The 15,709-nt window shown below is 66.0% G+C and carries 19 protein-coding genes; 10 read left to right on the top strand and 9 right to left on the bottom strand.

Annotated elements, in window-relative coordinates:
- The 8 genes from ACQZ13_RS08285 to ACQZ13_RS08250 all read left to right on the top strand — a co-directional run bounded on the left by ACQZ13_RS08285 (position 1) and on the right by ACQZ13_RS08250 (position 8,053).
- Complete coding sequence (locus tag ACQZ13_RS08285) at positions 1 to 900, top strand: phosphoadenylyl-sulfate reductase (RefSeq protein ID WP_431050953.1); 900 nt, start codon at positions 1 to 3, stop codon at positions 898 to 900.
- Complete coding sequence (gene cysD / locus ACQZ13_RS08280) at positions 897 to 1,856, top strand: sulfate adenylyltransferase subunit CysD (RefSeq protein ID WP_088403341.1); 960 nt, start codon at positions 897 to 899, stop codon at positions 1,854 to 1,856. Before ACQZ13_RS08285 ends, cysD begins: the two co-directional genes overlap by 4 nt.
- Positions 1,856 to 3,214, top strand: a complete 1,359-nt coding sequence (locus ACQZ13_RS08275) for a sulfate adenylyltransferase subunit 1 (protein ID WP_431050951.1) — start codon at positions 1,856 to 1,858, stop codon at positions 3,212 to 3,214. Before cysD ends, ACQZ13_RS08275 begins: the two co-directional genes overlap by 1 nt.
- A gap of 55 nt (positions 3,215 to 3,269) precedes the next feature.
- Positions 3,270 to 4,088 carry a uroporphyrinogen-III C-methyltransferase gene (gene cobA, locus ACQZ13_RS08270; RefSeq protein WP_431050949.1) on the top strand — a complete coding sequence of 273 codons (819 nt, stop codon included), beginning with the start codon at positions 3,270 to 3,272 and terminating at the stop codon, positions 4,086 to 4,088.
- 108 nt (positions 4,089 to 4,196) lie between these two features.
- Positions 4,197 to 4,520, top strand: a complete 324-nt coding sequence (gene fdxA / locus ACQZ13_RS08265) for a ferredoxin FdxA (protein ID WP_067276314.1) — start codon at positions 4,197 to 4,199, stop codon at positions 4,518 to 4,520.
- 57 nt (positions 4,521 to 4,577) lie between these two features.
- The gene (locus ACQZ13_RS08260; protein ID WP_431050946.1) at positions 4,578 to 5,681 is read left to right on the top strand and encodes an NAD(P)/FAD-dependent oxidoreductase; all 1,104 of its coding nucleotides are present in this window, start codon (positions 4,578 to 4,580) and stop codon (positions 5,679 to 5,681) included.
- A gap of 299 nt (positions 5,682 to 5,980) precedes the next feature.
- Positions 5,981 to 7,258, top strand: coding sequence for a polymorphic toxin type 44 domain-containing protein (locus ACQZ13_RS08255; protein WP_431050944.1), 1,278 nt, complete (start codon positions 5,981 to 5,983; stop codon positions 7,256 to 7,258).
- Positions 7,259 to 7,405: 147 nt separating this feature from the next.
- Positions 7,406 to 8,053, top strand: a complete 648-nt coding sequence (locus ACQZ13_RS08250; protein WP_431050942.1) for a hypothetical protein — start codon at positions 7,406 to 7,408, stop codon at positions 8,051 to 8,053.
- A 193-nt stretch (positions 8,054 to 8,246) separates the two neighbouring features.
- Here the strand turns inward: ACQZ13_RS08250 and ACQZ13_RS08245 are convergent, their stop codons facing one another.
- The 4 genes from ACQZ13_RS08245 to ACQZ13_RS08230 all read right to left on the bottom strand — a co-directional run bounded on the left by ACQZ13_RS08245 (position 8,247) and on the right by ACQZ13_RS08230 (position 11,920).
- Positions 8,247 to 9,989: a flotillin family protein gene (locus tag ACQZ13_RS08245; protein WP_431050940.1), complete on the bottom strand. Its 1,743-nt coding sequence runs from the start codon at positions 9,987 to 9,989 to the stop codon at positions 8,247 to 8,249.
- A 134-nt stretch (positions 9,990 to 10,123) separates the two neighbouring features.
- The gene (locus tag ACQZ13_RS08240) at positions 10,124 to 10,750 is read right to left on the bottom strand and encodes a YqiJ family protein (RefSeq protein ID WP_088403336.1); all 627 of its coding nucleotides are present in this window, start codon (positions 10,748 to 10,750) and stop codon (positions 10,124 to 10,126) included.
- On the bottom strand, positions 10,747 to 11,427 hold the full coding sequence (locus ACQZ13_RS08235) for a PspA/IM30 family protein (protein WP_431050938.1): 681 nt from the start codon (positions 11,425 to 11,427) through the stop codon (positions 10,747 to 10,749). Before ACQZ13_RS08235 ends, ACQZ13_RS08240 begins: the two co-directional genes overlap by 4 nt.
- Position 11,428: 1 nt before the next feature.
- On the bottom strand, positions 11,429 to 11,920 hold the full coding sequence (locus ACQZ13_RS08230; protein ID WP_431050936.1) for a hypothetical protein: 492 nt from the start codon (positions 11,918 to 11,920) through the stop codon (positions 11,429 to 11,431).
- A 270-nt stretch (positions 11,921 to 12,190) separates the two neighbouring features.
- Here ACQZ13_RS08230 and ACQZ13_RS08225 point away from each other — a divergent pair, with 270 nt between their 5' ends.
- Positions 12,191 to 12,355 (top strand): hypothetical protein, encoded by a 165-nt coding sequence (locus tag ACQZ13_RS08225; RefSeq protein WP_431050934.1) that lies wholly within the window; start codon positions 12,191 to 12,193, stop codon positions 12,353 to 12,355.
- A gap of 106 nt (positions 12,356 to 12,461) precedes the next feature.
- On the opposite strand, the gene ACQZ13_RS08220 is transcribed toward ACQZ13_RS08225, so the two are convergent.
- The 5 genes from ACQZ13_RS08220 to ACQZ13_RS08200 form a co-directional block, all read right to left on the bottom strand.
- Positions 12,462 to 12,713, bottom strand: a complete 252-nt coding sequence (locus ACQZ13_RS08220; protein WP_431050932.1) for a hypothetical protein — start codon at positions 12,711 to 12,713, stop codon at positions 12,462 to 12,464.
- A 205-nt stretch (positions 12,714 to 12,918) separates the two neighbouring features.
- Complete coding sequence (locus tag ACQZ13_RS08215) at positions 12,919 to 13,251, bottom strand: DUF4148 domain-containing protein (RefSeq protein WP_431050930.1); 333 nt, start codon at positions 13,249 to 13,251, stop codon at positions 12,919 to 12,921.
- Between the two features lie 240 nt (positions 13,252 to 13,491).
- Complete coding sequence (locus tag ACQZ13_RS08210; RefSeq protein ID WP_431050928.1) at positions 13,492 to 13,743, bottom strand: hypothetical protein; 252 nt, start codon at positions 13,741 to 13,743, stop codon at positions 13,492 to 13,494.
- A 205-nt stretch (positions 13,744 to 13,948) separates the two neighbouring features.
- Positions 13,949 to 14,278 carry a DUF4148 domain-containing protein gene (locus tag ACQZ13_RS08205; protein WP_088403329.1) on the bottom strand — a complete coding sequence of 110 codons (330 nt, stop codon included), beginning with the start codon at positions 14,276 to 14,278 and terminating at the stop codon, positions 13,949 to 13,951.
- 258 nt (positions 14,279 to 14,536) lie between these two features.
- Positions 14,537 to 14,788 (bottom strand): hypothetical protein, encoded by a 252-nt coding sequence (locus ACQZ13_RS08200; RefSeq protein WP_421033127.1) that lies wholly within the window; start codon positions 14,786 to 14,788, stop codon positions 14,537 to 14,539.
- 264 nt (positions 14,789 to 15,052) lie between these two features.
- Between ACQZ13_RS08200 and ACQZ13_RS08195 the strand changes: the two genes are divergently transcribed.
- Complete coding sequence (locus ACQZ13_RS08195) at positions 15,053 to 15,574, top strand: hypothetical protein (RefSeq protein ID WP_431050926.1); 522 nt, start codon at positions 15,053 to 15,055, stop codon at positions 15,572 to 15,574.
- The last annotated feature ends 135 nt before the right edge of the window (positions 15,575 to 15,709 follow it).

Genomic DNA, 15,709 nt, shown 5'->3' with positions numbered 1-15,709 from the left:
ATGAGCGGCGAGGTGTCTTCGCTGGACTTCGCGCCGATTGGTGGCGCGTCGGAGGGCGCATCCGGAAGCGCATCGGCAGGCGTCTCGGCGCTGCCGGGCGCGGATGCCGGTGTCGGCTCTGCCATCGGCCTGTACGCCCGCAAGACCGCCGGCTTCGACGAGCGCGTCGCGCGCACGGTCGAGGTCTTGAAGCAGGCCGCGGCGGACTTCGGTCCCGGCGCGCTGCAATCGACCTCGCTGGGCGTGGAGGACATGGTCATCACCGATCTGATCGCGCGCCACGGCCTGCCGATCGCGCTGTCGACGCTGGACACCGGCAAGCTGCATGCGGAAACGCTGGCGCTGATCCCGCGCATCCACGACCGCTACGGCATCGAGGTGGAAGTCTTCGCGCCGGTGAACGAGCAGGTCGTCCACTTCGTCCGCGCCAACGGCGAAGAGCCGATGTACCGCAGCGTCGAACTGCGCAAGGCCTGCTGCGGCGTGCGCAAGCTCGAACCGCTGTCGCGCATGCTGGCCGGCCGAACGGCCTGGATCACCGGCCTGCGCCGCGAGCAGAGCGCCAACCGCGCCGAGGTCCCCTTCCGCGAGGACGACGGCCAGGGCCGGACCAAGGTCAACCCGCTGGCCGAGTGGAGCTGGGCCGACGTCTGGCACTACGTGCAGCAGCACGTCGTCCCCTACAACCCGCTGCATGACCAGTTCATGCCCAGCATCGGCTGCGCGCCCTGCACCCGCGCCATCGCCGTCGGCGAGGACTTCCGCGCCGGCCGCTGGTGGTGGGAGGACTCTTCCAAGGAATGCGGGCTGCACGCCACCCACACCGAGCCCGACAGAGCCTCCACCGAATCTGAACCCGAAGCGTCCCCCCCGACGTCGACCTCCGGAGCCCAGGCATGAACGCCCCCGTGAACCTCGAACAACTGCTGCCGCTGGCGGACCACCGCCACCTGGACCACCTCGAAGAGGAGGCCATCTTCATCCTGCGAGAGGTCGCCGCCGCCTTCGAGCGCCCCGCCCTGCTGTTCTCGGGCGGCAAGGACTCGTGCGTCGTGCTGCGCCTGGCCGAGAAGGCCTTCAAGCGCCGCATCGCCGGCAACGAGTTCGCGGGCAAGCTGCCCTTCCCGCTGGTCCACGTGGACACCGGCCACAACTTCCCCGAAGTGATCGAGTTCCGCGACCGCCGCGTCGAGGAGATGGGCGAGCGCCTGGTCGTCGGTCACCTGGAAGACTCCATCAAGAAGGGCACGATCCGCCTGTCGCATCCGCTGGAGTCGCGCAACGGCCACCAGACGGTGACGCTGCTGGAGACCATCGAGGAACACCGCTTCGACGTGCTCATCGGCGGCGCCCGCCGCGACGAGGAGAAGGCTCGGGCGAAGGAGCGCATCTTCAGCCACCGCGACAGCTTCGGCCAATGGCAGCCGAAGGAACAGCGGCCCGAGCTGTGGAACCTCTTCAACACCCGCATCCGCCCGGGCGAGCACTTCCGCGCCTTCCCGATCAGCAACTGGACCGAGCTGGACGTGTGGCTCTACATCGCGCGCGAGAACATCCCGCTGCCGTCGCTGTACTTCGCGCACGACCGCCAGGTGATCCGCCGCAAGGGCTTGCTAGTGCCGCTGACCGACGTGACCCCGCCGGAAGCCGGCGAGACCGTCGAGACGGCGCAGGTGCGCTTCCGCACCGTCGGCGACATGACCTGCACCTGCCCGGTGGAGAGCCCGGCCGCCAACGCCGCCGACATCGTCGCCGAGACGCTGACGGTGACGGTCTCCGAGCGCGGCGCCACGCGCATGGACGACCGCACCTCCGACGCCTCCATGGAACGTCGCAAGAAGGAGGGCTACTTCTGATGTCCGCCGTCCTCAATGCCCCGAACGACGCGAGCAATGCGAGCGCCCAGAGCCCCGTGAGCCCCTCCCCCGCCGTGACCAAGATCCATCAATCCGACCTCGACACGACGCACCGCGCGCTGCGCTTCCTGACCGCCGGCAGCGTCGACGACGGCAAGAGCACGCTGATCGGGCGCCTGCTCTTCGACAGCCGCGCCATCCTCGCCGACCAGCTCGACACGCTGGCCAAGCGCGCCGCCGGCCAGCCGATCGACCTGAGCCTGCTGACCGACGGCCTCGAAGCCGAACGCGAACAGGGCATCACGATCGACGTCGCCTATCGCTACTTCGCGACCAAGCAGCGCAAGTTCATCATTGCCGACGCGCCGGGCCATGAGCAGTACACGCGGAACATGGTCACCGCCGCCGCCGGCAGCGATGCCGCGGTCGTGCTGGTCGACGTGACCAAGCTGGACCTGTCGGTCGACGACGTCCCGCTGCTGGCGCAGACGCGCCGCCACAGCCTGCTCGCGCACCTGCTGCGCGTGCCCAGCATCGTCTTCGCGATCAACAAGATCGACGCCGCCGCGAATCCGGGCGACGCGTTCCGCAAGGTCTCGGCCGCGCTGGAGAAGTTCGCCTCGGCCGCCGGCATCCGCGTGACCGCGGTGGTGCCCGTCTCCGCGCTGCGCGGCGACAATGTGACGCAGCCGCTGGAAGCGGACTGGTACGACGGCCCGTCGCTGCTGCAGGTGCTGGAATCGCTGCCGACCGTGCAGGAAACCGTCGAGGCGCCGCTGGCGCTGCCGGTGCAGTACGTGGCCAAGGACGGCGACGGCACCGGCAACAACCCGCGCGTGCTGTGGGGCCGGATCGCGCAAGGTCAGGTGCAGGTCGGCGACGAAGTGCAGATCCTGCCGAGCGGCCAGACCGCCATCGTCGGCGAGCTGCGCCGCGCCGGCGAGCCGGTGGCGACCTCGGTCGCCGGCGAGTCCGCCGGGCTGCTGCTGGACCGCCAGGTCGACGTCTCGCGCGGCGACTGGATCGTCGCGCCGGGCGCGGCCACGCCCCGCCGCACGTTCGAAGCCACGCTGGCGTGGATCGACACCGAGCCGGCCGTGCTCGGCCGCAAGTACTGGGTGCGTCACGGCAACCGCTGGGTCCAGGCCCGCATCGCCGCGATCGACCACCGGCTGGACATCCAGACGCTGGCCGAGACCGAGGCGCACGAACTGTCGGTCAACGAGATCGGCCACGTCACCATCGAACTGCAGGCCGAGCTGCCGCTGCAGCCGTACGCGGACAACCGCGTCGGCGGCGCGCTGATCGTCGTGGATCCCACCAGCAACCGCACCAGCGGTGCGCTGCTGGTCCGCTGATCTCCGGCCCTTCGCTCACCCGACCGACCACCAACGACCGCCAGGAGCCATCGCCATGGGACGTGTCCTCTTCGTCAGCGCCGGGCCCGGCGCCGCCGACCTGATCACGCTGCGCGGCGCGCGGGCGCTCGCGCTGGCGGACGTCGTGCTGTTCGACGCCCTCACCGACCCGGCGCTGCGCGAGTTCGCGCCTCAAGCGAAGTGGCTGGACGTCGGCAAGCGTGGGTTCTGCCATTCCACGAAGCAGACGACGATCAATGCCGCGCTGGTCCGTGAGGCCAAGGCCCATGACGTCGTCGTGCGTCTCAAGGGTGGCGACACGAGCGTCTTCGGCCGGCTCGAGGAGGAGCTGCTGGCGCTGGCCGAGGCGCACATCCCCTACGAGATCGTTCCGGGCGTGACCGCCGCGATCGCCGCCGCCGCCCAGACCGGGCGCCCGCTCACGCGGCGCGGCGCCGGTCGCAGCGTCGCGCTGACGACCGCGATGACGCGCGAGGGTGAGCTCCAGGCCGCCAGGTCCGCCGACACCGAGGTCTTCTACATGGCCGGCCAGCAACTGGCGGCCCTCTCGCGCCGGCTGCTCGCCGCGGGCTGGGACGCCTGCACGCCGGTGAGCGTCGTGTCCCGGGCCGGTTGCGCCGATGCCCTGTCCAGCGAGCACGACGTGGCGTCGCTGGGCGCGGCCTCGATGCTGCACAAGGGCCGGCCCACGGTGGTCATCGTCGGCGCGGGCGCGGCCCCGCTGACGGGGGCGCCGCAAGGCGACCTGGAGGCCGATCCCGCGGTCCGTTTGGGCGATTACGCGACACCGTCCTCACGCCAAGACCTTGAGCCGCAGGGGCTGGAATCCCTCCCCCAGAGCCCGAACGTCTAAAATCTCCTGTTTACCGTCAGCGCCACCAAGCCCACCGTCCACGGACTGCCAGGGGATCGCTGATTTTCGAGGGCCCGTTTTGCCGGCCCCGTCACTAGAAGAGCCGCTATGACCCACGTCGTCACCGAAGCCTGCATTCGCTGCAAATACACCGACTGCGTCGATGTCTGTCCCGTCGACTGCTTCCGCGAAGGTCCGAACTTCCTGACCATCGACCCCGATGAGTGCATCGACTGCGCGGTCTGCATCCCGGAGTGCCCGGTGAACGCGATCATGCCGGAGGAGGACGTGCCCGGCGATCAGCAGATCATGATCAAGCTGAATGCCGACCTGGCGAAGAAGTGGCCCAGCATCACCAAGCGCAAGGCCCCGCTCCCGGACGCCGAGGAGTGGAAGGACAAGACGGGCAAGATCGATCAGCTGGTCCGCTGACCGATCCCCTCATCTCGCGGCGTCGGGTCCTGCTGCCGGCGGCCGCCCCACACAAGAATGGAAACGCAAGTGACTGAAGCGACCTCCGCCCCGCACGCGGGCGTGATCGAAACCGACGCCGTCATCGTCGGCGCGGGCCCGGTGGGCCTGTTCCAGGTGTTCGAACTGGGCCTGCTCGAGATCAAGGCCCACATCATCGACTCGCTGGCCTATCCCGGCGGCCAGTGCATCGAGCTCTACCCGGACAAGCCGATCTACGACATCCCGGCGCTGCCGGTGGTGACGGGCAAGGAGCTGACCGACAACCTGATGAAGCAGATCGAGCCCTTCGGCGCGACCTTCCATCTGGGGCAGGAGGTCACGACGGTCGAGAAGCAGGAAGACGGTCGTTTCTTCGTCGCGACGAGCAAGGGCACGCAGTTCCTGACCAAGACCATCTTCATCGCGGGCGGCGTGGGCTCCTTCCAGCCGCGCACGCTGAAGGTCGAGGGCATCGACAAGTACGAGGGCTCGCAGGTCCATTACCGGGTGCGCAACCCGTCGCAGTTTGCCGGCAAGAACCTGGTGATCATCGGCGGCGGCGACTCGGCGCTGGACTGGGCGCTGAACTTCTGCGGCGGCAACGCCGACGGCAACCCGCACAAGGCGGAGAGCGTGATCCTGGTGCACCGCCGCGACGGCTTCCGTGCCGCGCCGGCGTCGGTGGCCAAGATGCGCGAGCTGTGCGACGCCTACGAGATGCAGTTCATCGTCGGCCAGGTCGCCGACCTGGACGAGGGCGAGGATTCGCTCAAGGGCCTGAAGATCACCGGCGGTGACGGCGTCACGCGCGTGGTGCCGGCGGATCAGGTGCTGGTGTTCTTCGGCCTGTCGCCGAAGCTGGGCCCGATCGCCGAGTGGGGCCTGTCGCTGGAGAAGAAGCAGATCCAGGTCGACACCGAGAAGTTCCAGACCAACGTGCCGGGCATCTTCGCGGTCGGTGACATCAACACCTACCCGGGCAAGAAGAAGCTGATCCTGTCGGGCTTCCACGAAGCCGCGCTGGCGGCCTTCGGCGCGATGCCCATCATCAACCCGGAAAAGCGCGTCCATCTGCAGTACACGACCACCAGCCCGAAGCTGCACAAGGTGCTGGGCGTCGAGACGCCGAACTTCGACTGACTGTAGATCGCGCGCTCCGACGGAGCGCTTCGAAAAACAAGCCCGTTTGGCGAAAGCCGGCGGGCTTTTTCGTTTCAGGAACGCATAGGCGTCATCGCCCTCGCAGGGCTTGCCGCACAACCGGAGCGACCGGTGGAGAGGCAATTGAACCGGGTCAACGCATTGCCATTGCCAGCTAGATCACGGCCTCTACCTGTCCTAGAACGCGGCGTGGAAGGCGCCCTTTTGGGGGAGATTGGTTTTTTCGCTGTGTTGATAGAGTCGCCACACTCCTTAACGAAAAAATAACTCCCACGAACATGAACTCAGCCGAGAATTTCTTTCGATCCGCTGGTCGCGTTGCGGCAGCCTTGCTTATGTTCGGAACCACTCATACGTTTGCCACGGACTGCTATCGGCTTTCACCTGAGACGCTCAATGCGTTCCGCATGAAGACCTCGACTAATTTCGAAAACTGCGTGGCGCCTGAGTTCGTCCAAAGCGCTCCGAATCTTAGCGTCGTCGCACTTGGGCCCTCCCACCTAGTTTACAGACTGCGTCTTATTGAGCGTCTTCCCAATGGAGCTATTCAGCAACTGTCGGAAACTTGGTCGCTGCAAGGTTTGACTACTGCCAACATACAGCCGAATGGTCGCGAGATTCTCGTGGCCATTGTGCCTGTGGGCGACACTGCGTTGAACGACAAAGATCTGAACGTCTCACACGTGCGCGACGCCGCATCGGGTAACGCCCACCTCATGGTGAGCTTCAATGAGCCGGTACGAACTCCAAGTGCACCAACTCCTCAATATCCCACACCAATCTGCAATCGCAACGGGCAATGCGCGGAACCGTGGCGACAGCCCTCTAACATCCTGCAGCTATCGGAGTCGTCCAACGCAACGTCCGCCGTGACGTGCACTGCCGAAAACTCAATGCCAGAGCAAGTCGCTTCCAACAGCTTTGGCAATAAGATGGATACCAATGCTGAAATTGCGAACGCCAAACGCGTTGCGGAGTTCGCCAACTCTTTGCCGCACTCCGGGATGGCGAGGAGAACGTACCTCGTACATCAATTCGGTCCTGGCCAAAGGCTGGATGTCAAGAACAATCCACAATACCTCATGAGTTCGAACTACGGAAATTCGCTATATGGTGCGATGGGTCGAGCGATGGGATTCTCTCGCTTCGAGTTGATTCATGCCGCCGCTGTCGTTCAGCAATATCAGGACTACCAGAAAGTTGGACACGAGGCCTATAAAGACTTTGGAGCGCTTGCTGCAGGAGTCGCGCAAGCGATGATTTTCGGCAATAACGATGGGCCGACGGACGCGGCAAACATCGATATGGGCATCAAATACTTTGATGAAGTCTGGTCCAAAGACGCCAATCAAGCAAGCGTCGCTGACTCCTGCACTAAGGCGCCGAAACCTCGAGCCGTCATGACTGGTTCCGGCACGGAGCCTGGCCCGCGTTCCTGGTGGAACTCTGATGGTGCTGCACAGCAGCTGCTGGGTAGCTGCTGGGGAATTGGATGCAGGCTTCGTAACTACTCTGTGACGGCCGGCCCAGTAACGCACCCGATTCAAGAACATTAATAAGCAGCTGTGCTGCCGAATGATCTTGCAAACTATATTCACATGAAATTCAGAACACTGAAATATTGTTGGATGTCTCTCGCGACGGGATTTTTGGCCTCTTGCTCGCCTCCGGCACCCCCAGACAAAATGCCGCGTGGATATTCCATGAAGCCAGACGAGTCAGCCGCATTCATTGCACTCGCAGAAAGGGACGTCGAATTGCTGCTGAAAGGCGAGGAGTCGTTCGTCTTCGATCGGATGCTGGCGAAGAACTCGCAGGATTGGGCAAGGATGAAGTCGTCGGAATCCGGCCCCTTTCCCTATGTAAATCAATTCATCTTCATAACCGGCACCGTCACCGACGCCCGAATAGACGTCAACGGCGCCGTCACGGTCATCTTGCAAGCGCAACCGTCGCCGGGCCTGCTATTGACCTTCGCCACCGCAAAGCAGGCCCACGACCATGCGATCCCCGGTACCCGCCTGGATGCGGTATGCGTCGGTGCACGGGAATGGGCACTTACGAAATGCATTCCGGCTGAGGAATTCAAAGCTCGAAAGCTCGCGGAACTGCGCAGGCAAGGAGAGCAATTTCTCAGAGGGCAAGCGCCCGACTCCGTACAGGCGGCGCAGTTGGCGTTTCTATCCATTGTGATGACCCGCATGTACGTGGACGACGCCACTTGCAGCGGCAACTGGTCGGTTTGCTACGACCGGTTGTTGAAGGATCTGCCGACTCCGAAGGGGCGCGAAAAGGTCGAGCAGGTGACCGCAGAACTTCGCGGGAATGGCGTCGTCCCGCCTGGTTCCTGAGACGATCTCGCCAACCACTCGCCAGCGTCGGCTGAACATCGATCGTCGAATTCTCTTCAGGGTGCTTCAGAACACAAGCCCGCCTGGCGATGCCAGCGGGCTTCTTTGTTGTTGCTCGACAGCGCGCGATCGATGGACAGCGAGAGCCAGCGATCGAATGAGCGGGCGCGCCGGGCAGGCGCGCCGCGCTCGATCAGGCGTGCGGGCCTTCAATCGCCGGCTTGGCGGCCTGCGGCAGCGCCGCGCCGTTGCCCGGCGAGAGCATGCCGGCCAGCGTCTGCGCCACGCCGGTGATGCCTTCGTTGGACAGCCCCGCGTCCTTCATCACCGCGTCGACGATGGGCTTGGCGATCTGGTACTGCAGCGCCGAGTTCATCACCTGTTCGGGGAAAGTCGCGCCGCCGGCCGCGCCATGGCCACCCTGGCCGTTGGCCGCGCCTGTGCCGTCGCTGCCCGCGCCCGGCATGCCGTTGACCTGGAAGATGCGGATCGAGTCGATCTTCTCCATCGGGCGCACCGCCTGCTCCAGGATGTTGGGCAGCTGCTGCAGCAGCATCGTGCGGACCTGCAGGTCGATCTGGGCGGCCGACAGCGTGTTCAGCGCTTCGTTGATCGCGCGACGGCCTTCGGCCTCCGCCAGCGCTGCGGCCTGCTTGGCCGTGGCTTCGATGGTCAACGCCTCGGCACGGTCCAGCGCAGCCGCCTTCTCGGCCGAGGCCGACACCCGGACCGCGATGGCCAGCTGCTCGGCATCCTTCGAGGCCTCGATCAGCTGGATGCTCTTCTCCCGCTCCGCCACCGCGACCTGACGCGCCGTGTTCACGAGTTCCTCGGCCTTCACGGCTTCGGAACGCGCCAGGTTGGCGGCCGCGTCCGCATCGGACTGCTCGCGCGACTTCGTCGCGATCGCGATCTGCGTGTCCTGACGCGCCATCTCGACCTGCTTGCGCTGCTCGGCGCGCTGCATCTCAGTCTTGCGCTCCAGCTCGATCTCGCGCGTCTGGATGGCCAGGTTCTTCTCGATCTCCGCCGCCTTGATCTCGCGATCGGCCTCGATGCGCTTCTGGCTCACCTGACGTTCGGCCTCGATCTTGGCGGCTTCGGCCTGGCGGGTGCGCTCGGCCTGCTGCGACGCGATCAACGCGACCTGCTCGGCGCGGGTGATCTCGATCTCGCGGTGCTGCGCCAGGCTCGCGAACTCCTGGTCCTTGTCGATCGTCAGCTTCTGGCGCGTGGCGTCCAGGTTCTTGGTCCGGACCTGCACCTCGGTGTCCTGCTCGACGTCGTTGCGCTGCTTGCGGCGCGCCTCGGTCTGCTCGGTCAGCCGCGTCAGGCCCTCCGCGTCGAAGGCGTTGTTCGGGTTGAAGAACTGCTTGTCCGTCTGGTCCAGGCTGGTCAGCGAGACCGACTCCAGCTCCAGGCCGTTCTTCTCCAGGTCTTCGGCGACGGCGTTCTGCACGGCCTGCACGAAGTCGCGGCGCTTGTCCTGCAGCTCCTGGATGGACATCGTCGCGGCGGTCGCGCGCAGCGAGTCGACGAACTTGTCTTCCACCAGCGCCTTGAGCTCGTTCGGGCTCAGCGTGCGTGCGCCCAGCGTCTGGGCGGCGATGCTCACGGCTTCCTCGGTCTGCTTGACGCGGACGAAGAACGCGGCGGTCACGTCGACGCGCATGCGGTCGCGGGTGATCAGGCTCTCGCGCTCGCGGCGCACGACCTCGAGCTTCAGCGTGTTCATGTTGACCAGCACGCGCTCGTGGAAGACCGGCAGCACGATCGCGCCGCCGTCCATGATCACTTTCTGGCCGCCGAGGCCCGTACGGACGAAGGCGGTTTCCTTCGTCGAGCGCTTGTAGAGGCGCGCGAAGATGATGCCGATCGTCAACAGCGCCAGCAGGGCGATGCCGGAGATGACCAGCAGCTCGATCAGGTTGTCCATGGACTGTTTGCTCCCTCGATGAAACTTGGAAGTCGACTTGGAAATCGACTTCGACTTTGAATTCGGATGGGCCGGTGGATCCGGCGTTCTGGAAAGGTGGAACGTGCCGGGCGTTCGTTGCGGCGGGCGACGGTCTACATCAGCGTCGGATGCGGATTGGCGATGCAGCGGTAGAAGGCGCCGACCTTGCTGACGATGAGCACCTGCACGCCTTCCTCGAAGACCTCGTCGTCGACGTCGGGCTCGACCATCAGGTAATGCGAGCGGCCGTGCACGTCCTTGACCCGGGCCTGCGCGGCGAGGCCGCGGCGGGCGGCGCCGGCCACGACGACACCGACCCGGCCGACGAGGCTCTGCTCGCTGATGGCGCTGGTCTCGTCCTGCGGGATGATGTGCGCGATCAGCGCGCCCAGGCCGCGAACGGTGGCCAGTCCGGCGGGCACGGCGGCGATGCCGGCCGCGGCCGCCGGCAGGTAGCCGCCGAACAGTCCGTTCATCACGACCTGCAGGCTGTAGCCGAAGACCGTGTAGCCGGTCAGGAAGAGCAGCAGCAGCACGAGCGCCGGCACCTTGCCCAGATGCAGCCAGCCCAGCACGCGGTCGAGTGCGCTGTCGCCATGGATGTCGGGCAGCCAGTCGTCGATCAGGTTGCTCGGGCTGAACGAGATCAGCATGCCCGCGCCCTCGACAAGCGCGACACCGACGATCAACGCGAACCCGATGCCGAACGGCAGGTTCTGCGGCGCGGTGAACAGGCTCATGACTTCGTGGCCTTCAGTTGCGCCATGCGCTCGGCGATCTTGTTGTCGCGCACGAGGTCATCCAGCTCCTTGAGCTGGGCGGCCTGCTGCAGGCTGTTCTGGCGCGCGGTGCCGGCCAGACCCGTCTGGCGTTCGTAGACGCGGTCGAAGGCGTCGGTGACCTTGCCGATGCGGTGGGCGACACCGGCGGCGCCGCCGGCGCCCGCAGACGTCGTCACGGTGGCGGCCGCGGCGGCACGGCTCCTGCGGAACTCGGCGAGCGCGTCCTGCATCTCGCGCTTCTTCGCCAGCAAGGCGGCGACGAAGCCGGTCAGCTCGTTTTCCTGGCGGGCGTGCTCGGCGAGCGTGGTCTCCAGCACGGGCAACTGCGCCTCGATGTCGAGCTGACGGGCGACCGCGGCACGGGCGAGGTCCTCGCGGCCGGCGGTCATCGCCTCGTCGATCTGCGACGACAGCGACGCGTGCAGCTGGTTCAGGTTGGCGTGCTGACGCTGCGACAGATGCCGGTTGGCGGAGACGGTGCCCAATTCGTGGCGCACGTCGTCGATGACGGCGTCGGCCTCGCGGATGGCCTGCTCCATCGTGGCCTCGGGGGCCTGGTCCTCGATGCGATCGAGGAGGGCATGGACGCCGCCGGCGATCACGCGGCCGACGCGGGTCTTCAGGGAGTCGGTCATCTCAGTTGCCTTTCGAGAGCGGAGCAGATTGCAGGGGGTGGGCGAGTTCCAGCGTGTTGCCCAGGTGACGGCGCACGACCTGCGGGTCGTAGGCGGAGGCGGTGAGCGGCGTGCCCTGTCTGAGCAGCGTTTCGCTCAGCGCGGAGGCTCTGCGCACCAGCGCTTCCTCGAACTTGCGGGCCTCGTCGGCGTCGGCGGGCGCCTGGCTGATGGCCAGCGCGAGCGCGCCCACGAAGTGGTCGAGCAGCAGGCTGACGACCTCGGAGTGCTGGCCGGAGTCGTTCTCGACCCGGACCAGCGACTCACGGAGCCGCGACGTCAGGTCGCGGGTCCAGGCGTGGGCGGTCACATAGTCGAAGGCGCCGTCGTGCTGCCGCTTGAGCTGGCCGAGCAGCACGCGGAGCTTGTCGCTGTTGGTGGCCGCGCCTTCGACCTGCAGCTGGGACAGCCAGAAGTAGAGGTCGCTGGGGACGCGGGCCGACAGGGGCTCCATGGTGGGGGGCGAACTGCTCGGGGTCATGTCGGTGGCTGGAAAGCGTTGGGACGAGTTCAGTGTATTCATCTGAATTCACTCGTCAACAACCGGGTTCTGCCGCATTTTCTGGCGCCCCATCAGATTTTCCCGAAGTCCTCCTGCCGCTCAGAGAGCGGAGTGGACCGGGCGAGGCGGTGGCAGTCAATCACCCTCCCCCATTGGTGGGAGGCGGTCGATGACATCACGAGGCTTCGCTCTCTCGACCCGTTGAAGGATCAGACCCTCTTCATGAAAGCGCGCCTGGGTGAGCTCGACGACACCGTCGTCCGGGACGAGGACGGCGCGTTGGAACTCGCGTCCGACAACCTTCGCGCGATGGGGGCATTGGCCTGCCTCGGCTGGCGGGCGATGAAGCTGGGGCAGGTCGACCATCGATTCGCGCTGGCCGCCTGAGCACGGCCAAAAAGCAAAACGCCCGGCACGGGCCGGGCGTTCGGGGAGCGGCAGAGGCGGTGTCAGCCGGAGACTCGCTCCATCGATACAGCGCAACCGTCAGGGCTTACTGGGCCGAAGCGATCTGGACGGCGTCGGCCGAGGTATCGCGACGGCCGGTGATGTAGACGGTCGGCAGCTGTTCGCGCTTGGCGGTGATGACCACGGGATCCAGCGTGACGATCGAGGCGCGCATCTCGCGCTGGCCTTCGGCGTGGGCGATGCCCAGGCCCAGCACCACGGCGGCCACGGCGCCGAAGAGGACGGCCTTGACGGTGGTGTTGGTGGCGGAAGTGATGTTGAGGCGGTTGGCGTTCATGTCGTTCTCCTGAGGCGGTTTGCTGTGTCGATGGAGTCAGTGTCGTCATCGCCCCGACCGCTTGCGAGCGTCAGGAGACGAAGCTGCGCGGCGGCGGCGTGAACTGCATCAGCGGCGGACAAACGGAAAGCGCCATCGGGCGCTCTCAATGAGAAACGCCGCCGAGACCTGCGTCCGGGCGGCGCTGCGGGGGCTGAATCAGGGCTCAGCGGGCCGACACGCCTTCCGTGACGGCGCCCTTGCCCTCCTTGGCGGCGAAGCGCTGCACCAGTTCGGCGTACTTGGGCGAGGACTTCAGCTCGGCGTAGCGGGCCTCGGCCTTGGCGCGCTGCGTGGCGTTCAGCGCGAAGTCTTCAGTGCGGTCGACGGCCGCAAGGCCGGACTCGCGGTAGATCTGCAGATCGGCCAGGACCTCGGCACGCGTCTTCTGGCTCTGCGTGATCGGGTCGAGGTGGCTGTAGCTCTGCGCGAAGACCGGAGAGGCGGCGGCCGACAGGGCGATCAGGGCGGAGGCGATCAGGGTCTTGGTGGCGGTCATGATGTTTCCTTGGAGAGCGGTAGAGGGGTGTCTGGTATCGAGGCCGGCTTCGTCTGCCGTTGACTGAACAATAGAAGGCGGCCCGCTCTGCATAAATACGGGCGGAAGCAATGGACGGATGCAGGGGGAACAACAATCTCCAAAATGCAAAACGCCTGGCACAGGCCAGGCGTTTGGGGGAGCGGCAAGGGCGTTATCAGCCGGAGGCTCGCTCCATCGATACAGCGCAACCGTCAGGGCTTACTGGGCGGAAGCGATCTGGACGGCGTCAGCCGAGGTGTCGCGGCGACCGGTGATGTAGACGGTCGGCAGCTGCTCGCGCTTGGCGGTGATGACCACCGGGTCCAGCGTGACGATCGAAGCGCGCATCTCGCGCTGGCCTTCGGCGTGGGCCATGCCCAGGGCCAGCACCATCGCGGTCACGGCGCCGAAGAGGACGGCCTTGACGGTGGTTTCAGTGGCGGAAGCAACGTGGAAGCGGCTGGTGGTCATGTCGTTCTCCTGAGGCGGTTTGCTGTGTCGATGGAGTCAGTGTCGTCATCGAGCCGACCGCTTGCGAGCGTCAGGAGACGAAGCTGCACGGCGGCGGCGTGAACTGCATCAGCGGCTGACAAACGGAAAGCGCCTCCGGGCGCGCGCCATGAGAAACGCCGCCGGGACTTCCGTCCGGGCGGCGTTGCGGGGGCTGCAGCGAGGCTCAGCGGGCGGACACGCCTTCCGTGACGGCGCCCTTGCCTTCCTTGGCGGCGAAGCGCTGCACCAGGGCGGCGTACTTCGGCGAGGCCTTCAGCTCGGCGTAGCGGGCTTCCGCCTTGGCGCGCTGGTTCAGTTCCAGCGAGCTGTCTTCCGTGCGGTCGACGGCCGCCAGGCCGGACTCGCGATAGATCTCCAGATCGGCCAGCACTTCAGCGCGGCTCTTCTGGCTCTGCGTGATCGGATCGAGGTGGCTGTAGCTCTGCGCGAAGGCCGGCACGGCGGCGGCGGACAGGGCGATCAGGGCGGTGGCGATCAGGGTCTTGGCGGTCATGATGGGTTCCTTTGAGAGAGCGTTGGATCAGGGTGTCTGGGGTCTTGGCCGGCTTCGTTTGCCGATGACTGAAGGTTAGGTGCGAGGCCCGTTTGGATAAACGGCCCGCGTCGCAATGGGCCGTTGTGATCGCCGCAACAATCGCCCGCGCGCTCCACAAAGCAAGACGCCCGGCATGAGCCGGGCGTCTTGCATGGGAGCGAACCGAAGGGCGTCAGTCCGTGGATCGCTCCACCGATACAGCGCGACCTGGGACGTTCACTCGGCCGAGGCGACGTGCGCGTCGACCGCGTCGGCGCTGCGGCGGCCGGTGATGTACACGGTCGGCAGCTGTTCGCGCTTGACGCTGATCACCACCGGATCCAGCGTGACGATCGAGGCGCGCATCTCGCGTTGGCCTTGTGCATGAGCGATCCCGAGGCCCAGGGCCAGCGCCGCGACGGCACCGAAGGCGACGGCCTTGACGGTGGTGTTGGTGGCGGAAGTGATGCTGAGGCGGGTGGCGTTCATGTCGATCTCCTGAAGGCGTTTGCTGTGTCGATGGAGTCAGTGTCGTCATCGACCCGGCCACTTGCGAGCGTCAGGAGACGAAGCTGCACGGCGGCGGCGTGAACTGCATGGGCGGCGGACAAACGGGAAGCGCCTTCGGGCTTCCGGACGCCTCCGAAGCCCTCTTTTGGTCTCGCTAGACTCTCGTCCGCTCACCGGGGGCTGCCGGCGAGCGCCGACAACACGACCTGATTGATCCAACAGGCGACAACAAGAGGAACAGGGATGGAGAGCAATCACCGGCACGAGCGCGAGACCTACGCCATCTTCGCGTCGCCCGACGACTACGCGTATCACATCGGCCAAGTGGTGAGCATCGGGGACGACGGCCTGCGGGTGCTGCGCAAGCAACTCTCGATCAAGACGCCCTATCGGATCGACGTCGTTCCCACCGAGCGGGTGTCTCATGCGGTCTACGACGCCAGGTTGGCACCGATGCGCATCGTGGCCGGTGTGATCGTGCTCCTTCTGCTGGCAGGGGTACTTTTCGGTCTCAGCGTCTATTGGAACGATCTCCAGCCGGGTACCCACATCCAGATCGGCATGCTGGCGCTGGCAGGTGGCTATGGATTGAGGTGGGCGTTCATGTCGCGCCAGCACCGACTGACGTTCCAGTTGCACGACGGCACACGCCTTCGGTGGTTCTCGCGATCGGGCGACTTCAAATACAAGACGGGATCCGTCAATCGGGGCATCGAGCGACTCACTGAGCTCGGCCTGCTCCGTCCTCCTCCGACGGCTCGATGAGCGCTCGGGCGAACGAACCGAGGACGAGCCTGGCCTGCGAAATCCCTGGACGCCAAGGTCCTCTGTGGGCCTCCCGCTAGAATCACCACCGCTCACCGGCCCGTCCGGCGAGTTCGCTAGGGGTGCTGCGCCATC

The organism is Roseateles sp. L2-2, assembly GCF_050613215.1.
GTDB lineage: Bacteria > Pseudomonadota > Gammaproteobacteria > Burkholderiales > Burkholderiaceae_C > Roseateles > Roseateles noduli.
The sequence above is the reverse complement of the archived record's forward strand: the minus strand, read 5'-3'. Positions and strand labels throughout refer to the sequence as shown.

What these genes read in the sequence shown, in the direction of transcription:
- ACQZ13_RS08285 (WP_431050953.1), top strand. Translation starts at nt 1, where the DNA reads ATGAGCGGCGAGGTGTCTTCGCTGGACTTCGCGCCGATTGGTGGCGCG.
- cysD (WP_088403341.1), top strand. Translation starts at nt 897, where the DNA reads ATGAACGCCCCCGTGAACCTCGAACAACTGCTGCCGCTGGCGGACCAC.
- ACQZ13_RS08275 (WP_431050951.1), top strand. Translation starts at nt 1,856, where the DNA reads ATGTCCGCCGTCCTCAATGCCCCGAACGACGCGAGCAATGCGAGCGCC.
- cobA (WP_431050949.1), top strand. Translation starts at nt 3,270, where the DNA reads ATGGGACGTGTCCTCTTCGTCAGCGCCGGGCCCGGCGCCGCCGACCTG.
- fdxA (WP_067276314.1), top strand. Translation starts at nt 4,197, where the DNA reads ATGACCCACGTCGTCACCGAAGCCTGCATTCGCTGCAAATACACCGAC.
- ACQZ13_RS08260 (WP_431050946.1), top strand. Translation starts at nt 4,578, where the DNA reads ATGGAAACGCAAGTGACTGAAGCGACCTCCGCCCCGCACGCGGGCGTG.
- ACQZ13_RS08255 (WP_431050944.1), top strand. Translation starts at nt 5,981, where the DNA reads ATGAACTCAGCCGAGAATTTCTTTCGATCCGCTGGTCGCGTTGCGGCA.
- ACQZ13_RS08250 (WP_431050942.1), top strand. Translation starts at nt 7,406, where the DNA reads ATGAAGCCAGACGAGTCAGCCGCATTCATTGCACTCGCAGAAAGGGAC.
- ACQZ13_RS08245 (WP_431050940.1), bottom strand. Translation starts at nt 9,989, where the DNA reads ATGGACAACCTGATCGAGCTGCTGGTCATCTCCGGCATCGCCCTGCTG.
- ACQZ13_RS08240 (WP_088403336.1), bottom strand. Translation starts at nt 10,750, where the DNA reads ATGAGCCTGTTCACCGCGCCGCAGAACCTGCCGTTCGGCATCGGGTTC.
- ACQZ13_RS08235 (WP_431050938.1), bottom strand. Translation starts at nt 11,427, where the DNA reads ATGACCGACTCCCTGAAGACCCGCGTCGGCCGCGTGATCGCCGGCGGC.
- ACQZ13_RS08230 (WP_431050936.1), bottom strand. Translation starts at nt 11,920, where the DNA reads ATGGAGCCCCTGTCGGCCCGCGTCCCCAGCGACCTCTACTTCTGGCTG.
- ACQZ13_RS08225 (WP_431050934.1), top strand. Translation starts at nt 12,191, where the DNA reads ATGAAAGCGCGCCTGGGTGAGCTCGACGACACCGTCGTCCGGGACGAG.
- ACQZ13_RS08220 (WP_431050932.1), bottom strand. Translation starts at nt 12,713, where the DNA reads ATGAACGCCAACCGCCTCAACATCACTTCCGCCACCAACACCACCGTC.
- ACQZ13_RS08215 (WP_431050930.1), bottom strand. Translation starts at nt 13,251, where the DNA reads ATGACCGCCACCAAGACCCTGATCGCCTCCGCCCTGATCGCCCTGTCG.
- ACQZ13_RS08210 (WP_431050928.1), bottom strand. Translation starts at nt 13,743, where the DNA reads ATGACCACCAGCCGCTTCCACGTTGCTTCCGCCACTGAAACCACCGTC.
- ACQZ13_RS08205 (WP_088403329.1), bottom strand. Translation starts at nt 14,278, where the DNA reads ATGACCGCCAAGACCCTGATCGCCACCGCCCTGATCGCCCTGTCCGCC.
- ACQZ13_RS08200 (WP_421033127.1), bottom strand. Translation starts at nt 14,788, where the DNA reads ATGAACGCCACCCGCCTCAGCATCACTTCCGCCACCAACACCACCGTC.
- ACQZ13_RS08195 (WP_431050926.1), top strand. Translation starts at nt 15,053, where the DNA reads ATGGAGAGCAATCACCGGCACGAGCGCGAGACCTACGCCATCTTCGCG.